Raw genomic sequence first — 12,777 nt, 5'->3', positions numbered from 1 at the left:
TGTCGGCGTTAACCACGAGAGCTACGACCCCGAGCGTCACCACATCATCTCCAACGCGTCGTGCACCACGAACTGCCTTGCTCCTCTTGCCAAGGTGTTCAACGACACGTTCGGAATCGAGCGCGGTTTGATGACAACGGTCCACGCCTACACGGCCGACCAAAACCTCCAGGACGGCCCTCACAAGGACCTGCGTCGCGCCCGCGCTGCCGCAATCAACATCGTCCCGACCTCCACTGGTGCGGCAAAGGCCATTGGCCTTGTCATGCCTGAGCTCGTCGGCAAGCTCGACGGTTTCGCCCTGCGCGTTCCTGTCCCCACCGGGTCCATCACGGACCTCACGGTGACGGCATCGCGTCCTGTGACCGTGGACGAGATCAAGGATGCTTACCGCGCAGCCGCCGAAGGCTCGCTCAAGGGCATCCTCAAGTACACAGAAGACCCGATCGTTTCGAGCGACATCGTCACCGACCCGCACTCGTCGATCTTCGATGCTGGCCTTCTGCGCGTCATTGGTGACCAGGTGAAGCTCACTGCCTGGTACGACAACGAGTGGGGTTACTCCAACCGCCTCGTCGACCTCACGGAATACGTCGCAGACCGCCTCTGACTCCCTTCGATCAAGAAAGCTCAGATGACTCTCCGCACTCTCGATTCTCTCGGTGACCTCAAGGGTCGCTCCGTCGTGGTTCGCTGCGACCTCAATGTGCCGCTGGACGGGTCCGTCATTACGGATGACGGACGAATCCGAGCGTCGCTGGCAACACTGCGTCGGCTCTCCGAGGCAGGCGCACGGGTCATAGCGATCTCACACCTCGGTCGCCCCAAGGGCGCGCCGGAGGATCGGTTCAGCCTCGCGCCTGTCGCAGAGCGGTTGTCTGAGCTTCTTGACGCGCCCGTCGCGTTCGCAACCGACACCGTTGGGGACTCCGCCAGGGCCGTTGTTTCTTCGCTACGCGATGGCGATGTTGCCCTGCTGGAGAACCTCCGGTTCAACCCGGAGGAGACGTCGAAAGACGAGTCGGTTCGCGAGGGCTTCGCGGCCCAGCTCGCTGCATTTGGTGATGCGTTCGTCTCCGACGGTTTCGGCGTAGTACACCGCAAGCAGGCGAGCGTCTATGAACTAGCCAAGGCGCTTCCGAGCGCCGCTGGACTGCTCATCGCCACGGAGCTGGATGTTCTCGAACGCCTCACCGAACGCCCTCAGAAGCCGTACACGGTAGTTCTTGGCGGCTCCAAGGTGTCCGACAAGCTCGGCGTCATCGGGCACCTCCTTCCCAAGGTCGACACGTTGCTTATCGGCGGGGGAATGATGTACACCTTCCTCGCCGCTCAGGGTTACGGAGTCGGGGCAAGCCTTCTTGAAGAGGACCAGATCGAGACGGTCCGCGGCTACCTTGCCGAGGCAGAGCGCCTCGGCGTCGAAATCGTGATCCCCGTGGATGCCGTGGTCGCATCCAAATTTGGTGCGGATGCCGAACATGTCGTCCGCGCCGCCGACAAGCTAGAAGACACGCCATGGGGTGCGTCGGGCCTCGGACTCGACATCGGGCCAGCGACGGCGGAACGTTTCGCCTCCGCTATCGCCTCGTCGTCAACCGTGTTCTGGAACGGCCCCATGGGAGTCTTTGAGATCGAGGCATTTGCGGAGGGCACCAGAGCGGTGGCCGAGGCGCTGACTCAGGTAGACGGCCTTTCCGTCGTTGGCGGTGGCGACTCCGCCGCCGCTGTCAGAGCCCTTGGCTTTGACGATTCCCAGTTTGGTCATATTTCTACGGGCGGCGGCGCAAGCCTCGAGTTTCTCGAAGGCAAGTCCCTCCCCGGCTTGGAGGTCCTCGGTTGGCAGTGAAAACAGGCTCTGCGGGCGGACGCGTTCCGTTCATCGCAGGCAACTGGAAGATGAACCTCGATCATCTGCAGTCGATCGCTTTTGTGCAGAAGCTCGCATGGAGCCTCAAGGATGCTCGTTTCGATTTCTCCGAGGTCGAAGTTGCCGTCTTCCCGCCATTCACCGACCTGCGCTCGGTGCAGACGCTGATTGCCGCTGACAAGCTCCAGCTCAAGTACGGCGCGCAGGATCTCTCGACCCACGACTCGGGCGCCTACACCGGCGAGATCTCTGGTGCGTTCCTCAAGGCACTCGACTGCGAGTACGTGATCATCGGGCATTCGGAGCGTCGCACGCTGCACAACGAGACTGATGGTGTTGTTGCGGCGAAGGTCGCTGCCGCACTCAAGCACGGGCTCGTCCCCGTGATCTGTGTCGGAGAGACAGCCGACGATCTCGCCGAGCATGGTCCGAGCGCGGTGCCGGTTGCGCAGCTCACGGCCGCTCTCGCTGGCGTAGCTCAGGGTGCCAATGTCGTTGTGGCGTATGAGCCCGTCTGGGCGATCGGATCGGGCCAGGCTGCGACGCCTGAGCAGGCAGAACAGGTTGCCGTTGCTCTTCGCGCGGTGGTCAGCTCGGCGCTCGGTGACGAGGCTGGGGCAGCAACTCGCATTCTGTACGGCGGTTCCGTCAAGTCCTCAAACATTGCCGGATTCCTGCGTCAGCCGAATGTCGATGGCGCGCTCGTCGGTGGCGCAAGCCTGGATGTCGCCGAGTTCTCGAGCATCAGCCGGTTCAAGAGCCACGTCGGCATCTGATCGAGCCTGCCGCCGCCTGTGAGGCGTCGGCTATACTGATCAACGGCTTACCTGCTCCCGAGTGCGTACCGTCCGCGCCGCGGGCACCATCGAAAGGCTTTTCGTGCAGATTCTTCAGGTCATCCTGCAGGTCATCCTGGGCATCACCAGTCTCCTGCTGACGCTGCTTATCCTGCTTCACCGCGGGCGAGGTGGCGGCCTGTCCGACATGTTCGGTGGCGGCGTAACCTCGAACCTCGGTTCATCGGGCGTTGCGGAGCGCAACCTCAATCGTTTCACGGTGATTCTGGGACTGGTATGGATCACATCCATCGTCGTCCTCGGACTCATCACCAAGTTCGACTCGGCAGTATAAGGAGCAATCGTGGCATCAGGTGGCAGCGCCATTAGGGGGTCGCGCGTAGGCGCAGGGCCCATGGGCGAGCAGGACCGCGGTTTCCACGCGGAGCGTATTCAGGTTCATTACTGGTGCGGCAGTGGCCACCAGATGAGCCCCTACTTTCTCGCGACGATCGAGCCAGAAGAGATTCCTGAACAGCTCGACTGCCCGAACTGTGGCGCTCCTGCCGGCCGGGACCGCGAAAACCCTCCCAAGGTTGCGAAGCTCGAGCCCTACAAGACCCACCTTGCTTATGTGAAGGAGCGCCGCACCGAAGAGGAGGCAGTTACTCTTCTCGAGGAGGCCCTGACTCAGCTTCGGGCCCGCAGAGGCTCGGTCGCTCAGTAAGAGCGCTCACACAGACTGCGAACCGCTCCCGACCATTGGTCGGGAGCGGTTCAGTCGTTAACGAGTCGGACGTGACCGGAGTCGACTGGTCTTAGTCGTTGCCGTCAATGAGATCGCGGGGGACATCGACGGCCGCGTCGTTATCGACGAAGAAGATCGTTTCGCGCTGGCCCTGAACGCCCGCTACGGGAACGAGATGGACGCTGGCGCCCGCCAGTGCGAGGCCCAGCGCTGACGCCTTGTCCTGGCCCGCGACAACAAGCCACACACGTTGAGCCTTGTTGATCACCGGCATGGTGAGGCTCAAGCGCTCGGGCGGAGGCTTGGGGGAGTCGCGGATGGCGACCACGGTTCCGGCATCGTCGAGCTCTCCTCGGCGGGGGAACAACGACGCCACATGCCCGTCGGGGCCGACGCCGAGAAACAGGAGGTCAAACGACACAGCGTCGTCGCCGGGAGCCGCCGCACTGCGGAGTTCTTCTGCGTACTTGATGGCGGCCTCGTCGAGCGTGAGACCGGAGTCAGCGGCAGGGAACACGTGAAGATTAGCCTCGGGAACCTCGACGGATCCGAGCAGAGCATCCCATGCCTGCTGCGCATTGCGATCCGCGTGGTGGGCGGGAACCCAACGCTCGTCACCCCACCACAGGTCGATCCGGCCCCAGTTGATGGTGTTGCGGAGCGGTGATGCGGCGACGGCGGCAAGAACGCCAATGCCGACCGAACCACCCGTGAGGCACACACTCACCCGCGACTGCTCGGATTGCAGCGTAACGATCTCGGCGATAAACCGGCTGGCAACGGAGTCAACCAGCGCATCCTTCGAGTCGTGCACAATCACTTGGCGCCGCGCCTGCGTCATGGTCGCTCCCGATTCTGGGGCTCGGCCAGGTTGCTGAGCCCTTCAACGACCACCGTACCGAACAAGTTGTCCGGGTCGAGGCGCCGTAGCTCCTCGGCGAGGCAGTCGCGCAGGCTCCGTCGGGGCAGCGAAATGTCGTGGACGGGCTGGCCTGGCTGGGTCAGGGTGGCGATGGGAGCGTGCGTCCGCTCCAAGACGATGTCACCCGATGCCCTGCTGAGGGTGACTCCGTGGATTCCAGAGGCTCCCTCGGTCGTCAGCTCGTACGACACGATCACCTCAAGCTGTTTCTGCAGCCATGCGGCGAGGAGGCGGGTCGACGGTGAGTCGGATGATCCGCGCACATGGACTGCGGTCACCGAGTCATAGGGTGGCTGGTCCAGTACAGCGGCGAGTTGAGCACGCCAGAGCGTGAGCCTGGTCCACGCGAAGTCAGTGTCACCGGGGGCATAGCTCGAACTGAGGCCTTCGAGAAAGGCTCCGGGGTCTTCGTGTGCGGCGGAGTCAGTGATGCGACGTTGCGCAATCCGACCGAGCGATGATGCCGAAACAACATCCGGTGTGCGGCCTGGCCACCACGCGACGACGGGGGCGTCGGGCAGCAGCAAGCCCATGACAAGGCTCTCTTCACTCCGGGCGTTATCGCCATAGGCCATGAGCACAATGACCTCGCTGGCCCCTGCATCGCCACCGACACGGATCTGTGCGTCTAGGCGTGTCGGCGTGGTGTCTCCGAGCGGGGGAGTCGAGACCACGATCACTCGCATGGGGTGCTCGCGCGAGGCATCGTTTGCTGCCTCGATCGCCTCTTCTTCTTTTCCGATCTCGGTGGAGATCACGAGGGTAAGCACGCGCCCGAGCGCGACGACGCCACCCTCTTCCCGAAGACGCACGAGGGCTTTAGAAATAGCACTGCCGTTGGTGGTGGGCAGATCGACAATCACGGGCGTCTCCAGGTGCGGCCGTCACGAGCGAGAAGCTCGTCGGCAGATGATGGGCCCCAGGTTCCGGGACGGTACTGCTCCGGCTGCCCCTGGGTCGCCCAGAACTCCTCGATCGGGTCGAGAATCTTCCAGCTGAGTTCGACCTCTTCGTGGCGCGGGAACAATGGCGGGTCGCCCAGCAGCACGTCGAGAATCAAGCGCTCATAGGCCTCGGGGCTGGCCTCGGTGAAGGCGTGTCCATAACCAAAGTCCATCGTCACGTCGCGCACCTGCATCCCGGCGCCGGGGACCTTCGACCCGAAGCGGATGGTGACCCCCTCATCCGGCTGCACGCGAATGACGAGTGCGTTCTGGCCGAGGGCCGAGGTCTGGTCCGCCGCAAAAAGATACTGCGGCGCACGCTTGAACACCACCGCAATCTCGGTTACGCGACGACCGAGGCGTTTACCAGCGCGCAGGTAGAAGGGAACTCCAGCCCAGCGCCGGGTGCCGACATCCAACCGGATCGCGGCAAAAGTCTCGGTGGTGGATTCGGGGTCCATGCCATCTTCTTCGAGAAAGCCGATGACCTTCTCGCCGCCCTGGCGTCCAGCGCTGTACTGCCCGCGCGCCGTGGCCGTCGAGAGATCCTCCGGCAGGTTCACTGCGGCAAGAACCTTCTCCTTCTCGGCGCGCAGCTCAGTAGCGCTGAACGAGATCGGTTCTTCCATTGCTGTGAGAGCGAGCAATTGAAGGAGGTGATTCTGGATGACGTCGCGCGCAGCACCAATGCCGTCGTAGTAGCCGGCTCGGCCACCCACCCCAATATCCTCGGCCATCGTGATCTGAACATGATCGACGTAGTGCGCGTTCCACAGCGGCTCAAAGAGCTGATTGGCAAACCTCAGAGCGAGGATATTTTGCACCGTCTCTTTGCCGAGATAGTGGTCGATGCGGAATACAGAATCCGCAGGGAACACCGATTCGACGACGTTGTTGAGCTCACGGGCCGAAGCCAAGTCACTGCCGAACGGCTTCTCGATCACAACGCGGCGCCATTGGCCCTCACGCTGCTCTGCAAGGCCCGAACGTCGGAGCTGTTCCGTCACAATCGGGAACGACTTGGGCGGAATCGAGAGATAGAACGCATGGTTGCCCATCGTTCCCCGCTCGCGATCTAGCTCGTCGAGGGTAGAACTCAGACGCTCGAAAGCGTCGTCGTCGTCAAACTCTCCCTGCACAAAACGAATGCCCTGGGCGAGTTGCTTCCACACCTCTTCGTCAAACGGCGTTCGAGCGTATTTCTTGACGTTCTCGTGCACAACGCGCTCAAAATCCTGGTCTTCCCACTCCCGGCGGGCGAACCCGACGAGGGCGAACCCCGGTGGCAGCAGACCGCGGTTGGCGAGGTCGTAGACCGCCGGCATGAGCTTCTTGCGCGAAAGGTCACCCGTAACGCCGAAGATGACGAGCGCGCTCGGCCCGGCAATGCGATTGAGCCGTCGATCCGAAGGCAGCCGGAGCGGGTTGAACTCAGACGTGATGTCGACAGGCGCCATTAGCGGATGATGTCCAAAACGGTCTCGACGCCCTGAGGGTTTTCGCTCAGGGTGAGCGTCAGAACGGGTCGACCGTGCGCTTCCAGCACGCTGGCATCGCCGGCGGCCTGCGCGTGAAGAAGCTCACCGAAGGTGAACGGTCGGCCGGGGATTTCAAGGTCTTCGGATGCTGTGCCCACAAGCTGCAAGAAGACGCCGACGGCGGGCCCTCCCTTGTGGAACTGGCCCGTTGAATGCAAAAAGCGCGGACCCCATCCGAATGTCACCGGGCGTGCGGTGCGGGCAGCTAGGCGCTCGCGCAGCAGCTCGAGCTCGGGGTAGGCACCGCGGTCTAGGTAGGCCTGCACCGAAACATAGCCGCCGTCGGGGAGCGACGAGAGAAGTGCTTCGACGGCCGCGTCGATGGACGTTGCAGCCGCAATGATGCTCTGCGTGCCGCGCACCTCGATGCCCGACTCCACAAACGCTGCCGGGGTCGGTTCTGGCTGCTGCTCGAGCAGTCCACGGGTAGCAATCTTGGCCGACTCGACGTCGGGCTGATCAAACGGATTGATGCCGAGGATGCGACCGGCAACGGCCGTTGCGTACTCCCACACGAGCAACTGAGCGCCGAGTGTGCCGCTGATCTCTATCTCGCCCAGCGCGACCTCTTCGGTCTCGCGCTCGCTCTCGACCAGGCGAACGATCTGAACGTCGTTCAAGCCGAGCTTGACCTCCGTTGAGTACTTGTCGAGCACGATCGGCAAGATTCCCTTGCCATCCTTGCCCGTCGACTCGGCGATCAGCTGTTCTGCCCAGTCGGCAAAGCCAACGATGTAGGTGCCGTCGGGCACGATCGCGAGCTTGTCGCGCAACGGCCGGGTGCCGGCGATGGCGGCTCCGAGAATCAGCCCGGGGTTGGAGGGGTGGTCGACGGCGAGACGACCGGCCACGGACGACGCCTCATCCAGGAGTGCCGCGATGTCGACACCGGCAAGGCCGGAGGGCACGAGACCGAATGCCGTCAGCGCGGAGTATCGCCCTCCCACGTTGGGATCGGCGTTGAAGACTCGGTAGCCGTCAGCGCGCGCTGCCTCGTCGAGCGGCGAATCGGGGTCCGTGACGATGATGATGCGGGTAATCGGGTCGATTCCCGCTTCTGCGAATGCGCGTTCATACACTCGCTTCTGGCTGTCGGTCTCGACGGTGGAGCCCGACTTCGACGAGATGACGACGGCAGTGTGGTCGATGCGGTGGTTCAGCGCCCTAAGCACCTGCTCGGGGTCCGTCGCGTCGAGCACAGTGAGCTCAACGCCCGCCGTGCGGGTGATTACCTCGGGAGCGAGGGATGACCCTCCCATGCCGCCGAGCACAATGTGGTCGACCCCCTCCGACCGAAGGCGGTCGCGAAGGGCGATGATGTCATCAACCAGTCCGTCCGAAACAACGACAGCTTCGGTCCAGCCGAGACGCTTCGCGGCCTCGTCTTCGGCCGCAGGGCCCCAGAGGGTGGGATCCTGTGCCGTAATGCGGGAGGCCACGAGATCAGAAACGAGTTGCGGGACGATCCTGTCCACTGCCTCGGCAGCATCTCCGCTTACGCTGATGTCGAAGCTCACCGGGCCGCCTCCAGCGCTGCGCTAACGGTGTCGAGCAATTCGTTCCACGAGACAATGAACTTGTCGACGCCTTCCTTCTCGAGAAGTCCGACAACCTCGTCATATGAAATACCAAGCGAGTCGATGTCGTCGAGCACCTCGTTGGCCTCGGCATACGCTCCGGTGATCGTGTCGCCACGGATGACGCCCTGCTCGAAAGTAGCCTCCATGGTCTTCTCTGGCATCGTGTTGACCACGTTAGGGGCGACCAGTTCGACAACGTACGACGTGGGGTCGAGGGCGGGATCCTTGACCCCGGTCGAGGCCCAGAGGGGGCGCTGCACGTGGGCGCCGGCAGCCAGGAGCGACTTGGCGCGCTCCGTGTCAAACGCCTGCTCGAACACCTGGTAGGCCAGGCGAGCGTTCGCGATGCCAGCCTTGCCTCGCAGGGCGGTCGCCTTGTCGGTACCGATGGCATCTAGCCGCTTGTCAATCTCGGTGTCAACGCGTGACACGAAGAACGAGGCGACCGAGCGGATGCCTGCCAGATCGACACCGGCATCCTTGGCGCGCTCGAGGCCCGTCAGGTATGCGTTGATCACGTCGCGGTAGCGCTCGAGGCTAAAAATCAGGGTCACGTTGACGCTGATGCCCTCGGCGATGAGCGCCGTGATGGCTTCGAGCCCTGCGATCGTCGCGGGTACCTTGATCATCGCGTTGGGGCGGTTGACCTTGGCCCAGAGCTGCGTTCCCTGCTCGATCGTGCCTGCGGCGTCATGCGCGAGTCCGGGTTCGACCTCGATAGAGACCCGTCCATCCTGACCATCCGTCGAGTCGTACACCGGGCGAAGGATGTCGCATCCCGCAGCCACGTCGTCCGTCGTGATCTCGAAGACGGCTTCTGTGACGCTCACGTTGGACTTGGCGAGTGCGGCAACCTGCTCGTCGTAGGCGGCGCCCTTGGCCAGTGCCCCCGCGAAGATCGTCGGGTTGGTGGTGACGCCGACGACACTGCGCTCGTCGAGCAGTCGCTGCAATCCGCCGGAGGTGATGCGCTCACGGGACAGGTCATCGAGCCAGATGCTGACGCCAGCGGCTGACAGTGCTGCGAGGGGATTCGTGGTCATTGCTCTATATTCCTCTGGACTTCTGTGCTGGGGGTGTGGAAGCTCGTGGCCGTTAGACGGCGGCGAGCGATTCGCGGGCAGCCGAGATGGCGTGCTCCGTGGTGACACCGAACTCGCGGTACAGCGTCTTGTAGTCAGCCGATGCTCCGAAGTGCTCAATAGAAACGCTGCGGCCGGCGTCGCCCACATAGCGGCGCCAGGTCAGGTCGAGACCTGCTTCGATGGATACCCGCGCCCGAACGGCCGCCGGCAACACCGACTCGCGGTATTCAGCATCCTGTTCCTCGAACCACTCAAGGCACGGGGCGGAGACGACGCGGGCGTTGATTCCCTCAGCGCGCAGCACCTCGCGCGCCTCGACCGCGATCTGGACCTCAGAGCCCGTTGCGATGAAGATCAGATCTGGCGTGCCGCCGGGGGCTTCGGCGAGCACATAAGCACCGCGGTCGACATTGCGAGCCGACGCGAAGGTGTCACCAGTGGCGTCGCCCTCGCCGCGTTCGAATACCGGCACGTTCTGTCGGGTGAGGGCAATACCGGCGGGTCCTTCTCGGCGCGCCAGGATGGCTTTCCAGGCCCAGGCGACCTCGTTGGCGTCTGCCGGGCGAACGATGTCGAGCCCAGGGATCGCGCGCAGGGTCGCGAGCTGTTCGATGGGCTGATGCGTTGGCCCATCTTCGCCAAGGGCCACGGAGTCGTGGGTCCAGACGTAGATCGACGGTGCCTTCATGAGCGCGGCAAGCCGCACCGCAGGGCGCATGTAGTCGCTGAAGATCAAGAACGTACCGCCGAACGCGCGCGTGTTGCCGTGCAGAACGATGCCGTTCAAAATCGCGGCCATGGCGTGCTCGCGAATGCCGAAGTGTAGGACGCGACCGTACTTGTCGCCCTTCCACTCGTGGGTCGAGTGCTCTGCGGGAACAAACGAGGCTGCGCCTTCGATTGTGGTGAGGTTCGACTCGGCGAGGTCGGCGGATCCGCCCCACAGCTCGGGAATCACCGATCCGAGTGCGCCGAGCACCTTGCCAGAAGCGGCGCGCGTCGAGACCTCCTTGCCTGGCTCGAACACGGGGAGTGCCTCGTCGACGCCCTCAGGCAGATCGCCCGCGAGGATGCGATCGAGCAAGACTTTGCGCTCGGGATTAGCCGCGGCCCACTCGTCGAACTTCGCGTTCCACGCTGAGCGAGCCTCATGACCACGCTCGATGGCGCGTCGGGTGTGTGCGATGACCTCTGGTTCGACATCGAACGACTTCTCGGGATCGAACCCCAGAATCGTCTTAGTGGCGGCGAGCTCGTCGGCTCCCAGGGCAGACCCGTGAATCTTGCCCGTGTTCTTCTTGGTCGGAGCAGGCCACCCAATGATCGTGCGCAGGATGATGAGCGTCGGCTTAGACGTTGTGGCCTTGGCCGACTCGATTGCAGCGTTGAGCTCTGCAATGTCTTCGTGGTATTCGCCGGTCTTTTTCCAGTCGACCGTGAGGACCTGCCATCCGTAGGACTCGTAGCGGGCCGCGACATCTTCGGTGAACGCGATGTCAGTGTCGTCTTCGATGGAGATCTGGTTGCTGTCGTAGATCACGACGAGATTGCCGAGCTGCTGATGACCAGCGAGTGATGATGCCTCGCTCGTCACGCCCTCCTGCAGGTCTCCATCGCCCGCGATCACGTAGATAAAGTGATCAAACGGGCTCGTGCCCTGCGCTGCCTCTGGGTCGAATAGGCCGCGTTCAAAGCGGGCGGCGTAAGCAAACCCAACGGCGGAGGCGAGGCCCTGGCCGAGCGGGCCCGTAGTGATCTCCACGCCGTCGGTGTGACCATATTCGGGGTGTCCAGGAGTCTTCGACCCCCACGTGCGCAGCGCCTTCAGATCATCCAGTTCAAGCCCGTAGCCGCCAAAGTACAGCTGAACATACTGCGTCAATGACGAGTGCCCGGCCGAGAGGATGAAGCGGTCGCGGCCAATCCAGGTGGAGTCACTGGGGTCCCGGCGCATGACCTTCTGAAACAGGAGATAGGCGGCGGGAGCAAGGGACATCGCGGTCCCAGGGTGCCCGTTCCCCACCTTTTCGACGGCGTCTGCCGCGAGAATTCGGGCGGTATCAACCGCACGGTCGTCGATGGGATCCCATTGGAAAGCTGCCACGTGGATGATGACCCTTCTGCTGGAGCGCCGGTCTTACTCAGTGGCGCACACGGTTTTGATCCTGCGTTGTCGTCGTCGGCATCCGCCAGGCGCCGCAGCATAGAGCTACAGGGCGTTTCGTCAGCGGGGGCAGGCTCAGTCAAGTATAGGGATACCCACAGTTTGGGCGGGATGCGAGCCCCACCTCAGGGAGGTGATCCAGCCGCCAGTGACCTAGACTTGATTGCTGAATCACCATTGGTGCGTTAGAGGAGTAATGGATACAGCCGTAGATACCCCGGTCGTACAGGAACGGGCTCGAGGATTGGCCAAAGTTCGGGCATACGTGGCGCTGACGAAGCCGCGCGTGATCGAGCTTCTCCTCATCACGACGGCGCCGGTAATGATGCTCGCTCAGGGCGGCATTCCCAACCTATGGCTCATGCTGTGGACACTCGTCGGCGGGGCGCTCAGCGCCGGTTCCGCTGGAGCGTTCAACTGCTACATCGACCGCGACATGGACCGCATCATGGAGCGCACGAGCAAGCGTCCGCTCGTGACCGGCGCGCTGAGCGACCGTGAAGCACTCGTCTTCGCCTGGATTCTCGGCGTGGTCTCGGTGGGCCTGCTCTGGGTGACCACAAACTGGCTTGCCGCAACTCTCTCTGCGCTGGCCATCTTCTTCTACGTCGTCGTCTACACGCTCATTCTCAAGCGCCGCACCTCACAAAACATCATCTGGGGCGGAATCGCCGGATGCTTCCCCGTGCTGATCGGCTGGGCCGCCGTCACAGAATCAATCAGCTGGTCGGCGATCATCCTCTTTCTCGTCGTCTTTCTCTGGACGCCCCCTCACTACTGGCCGTTCTCGATGAAGTTCCGCGACGACTATGCCGCAGCAAATGTGCCGATGCTCGCGGTCGTCCGCGGTCGCGCTCAGGTGGGCCTGCAGACGATTCTCTACGCGTGGGCTACCGTTGCCTGCTCGCTGCTCCTCATTCCTATTCATCCCATGGGCTGGACGTACACGATCGTGGCCGTCGTCTCGGGAGCCTGGTTCATTATCGAGTCGCACAAGCTTTACAACCGCGCGATTCGCGGGGGAGAGGTGCGACCGATGCTTCTCTTCCACGCGTCGATCACGTATCTGACGCTCGTCTTCGTGGCCGTTGGAGTCGATCCGCTTCTGCCCTTCTAAGGCACACGCTTCTGGCGCAGCGGCCGAAGTTCA

The 12,777-nt window shown here is 63.1% G+C and carries 12 protein-coding genes; 6 read left to right on the top strand and 6 right to left on the bottom strand.

Annotated elements, in window-relative coordinates:
- The 5 genes from AC062T_RS08000 to AC062T_RS07980 form a co-directional block, all read left to right on the top strand.
- Positions 1–610 (top strand): type I glyceraldehyde-3-phosphate dehydrogenase (locus tag AC062T_RS08000; protein ID WP_476028946.1); only part of this gene is annotated, 610 nt, incomplete at its 5' end.
- 24 nt (positions 611–634) lie between these two features.
- A complete protein-coding gene (locus AC062T_RS07995; protein ID WP_108996803.1) occupies positions 635–1,849 on the top strand; it encodes a phosphoglycerate kinase in 1,215 nt (404 codons plus the stop codon).
- A complete protein-coding gene (gene tpiA, locus AC062T_RS07990) occupies positions 1,840–2,646 on the top strand; it encodes a triose-phosphate isomerase (RefSeq protein WP_476028943.1) in 807 nt (268 codons plus the stop codon). The genes AC062T_RS07995 and tpiA overlap by 10 nt, the downstream gene beginning before the upstream one ends.
- Before the next feature lie 103 nt (positions 2,647–2,749).
- Positions 2,750–3,001, top strand: coding sequence for a preprotein translocase subunit SecG (gene secG, locus AC062T_RS07985; protein ID WP_476028941.1), 252 nt, complete (start codon positions 2,750–2,752; stop codon positions 2,999–3,001).
- Between the two features lie 9 nt (positions 3,002–3,010).
- Positions 3,011–3,373, top strand: a complete 363-nt coding sequence (locus AC062T_RS07980) for an RNA polymerase-binding protein RbpA (RefSeq protein ID WP_476028939.1) — start codon at positions 3,011–3,013, stop codon at positions 3,371–3,373.
- A gap of 91 nt (positions 3,374–3,464) precedes the next feature.
- On the opposite strand, the gene pgl is transcribed toward AC062T_RS07980, so the two are convergent.
- The 6 genes from pgl to tkt are packed head-to-tail and all read right to left on the bottom strand — an operon-like array spanning position 3,465 to position 11,567.
- Complete coding sequence (gene pgl, locus AC062T_RS07975; RefSeq protein WP_476028937.1) at positions 3,465–4,235, bottom strand: 6-phosphogluconolactonase; 771 nt, start codon at positions 4,233–4,235, stop codon at positions 3,465–3,467.
- Entirely contained in the window at positions 4,232–5,179 is a 948-nt protein-coding gene (locus AC062T_RS07970) for a glucose-6-phosphate dehydrogenase assembly protein OpcA (RefSeq protein WP_476028935.1), read from the bottom strand. The genes pgl and AC062T_RS07970 overlap by 4 nt, the downstream gene beginning before the upstream one ends.
- On the bottom strand, positions 5,176–6,717 hold the full coding sequence (zwf, locus tag AC062T_RS07965) for a glucose-6-phosphate dehydrogenase (protein WP_476028933.1): 1,542 nt from the start codon (positions 6,715–6,717) through the stop codon (positions 5,176–5,178). The genes AC062T_RS07970 and zwf overlap by 4 nt, the downstream gene beginning before the upstream one ends.
- Complete coding sequence (locus AC062T_RS07960) at positions 6,717–8,315, bottom strand: glucose-6-phosphate isomerase (protein WP_476028931.1); 1,599 nt, start codon at positions 8,313–8,315, stop codon at positions 6,717–6,719. Before AC062T_RS07960 ends, zwf begins: the two co-directional genes overlap by 1 nt.
- A complete protein-coding gene (gene tal / locus AC062T_RS07955; protein WP_476028929.1) occupies positions 8,312–9,421 on the bottom strand; it encodes a transaldolase in 1,110 nt (369 codons plus the stop codon). Before tal ends, AC062T_RS07960 begins: the two co-directional genes overlap by 4 nt.
- A 52-nt stretch (positions 9,422–9,473) precedes the next feature.
- Positions 9,474–11,567 (bottom strand): transketolase, encoded by a 2,094-nt coding sequence (gene tkt / locus AC062T_RS07950; protein ID WP_476028927.1) that lies wholly within the window; start codon positions 11,565–11,567, stop codon positions 9,474–9,476.
- A gap of 256 nt (positions 11,568–11,823) precedes the next feature.
- Here tkt and AC062T_RS07945 point away from each other — a divergent pair, with 256 nt between their 5' ends.
- A complete protein-coding gene (locus AC062T_RS07945; RefSeq protein WP_476028925.1) occupies positions 11,824–12,744 on the top strand; it encodes a heme o synthase in 921 nt (306 codons plus the stop codon).
- Positions 12,745–12,777 lie beyond the last annotated feature (33 nt).

This window comes from Homoserinimonas sp., assembly GCF_056262345.1.
This window is presented reverse-complemented; position numbering and strand designations above follow the sequence as displayed.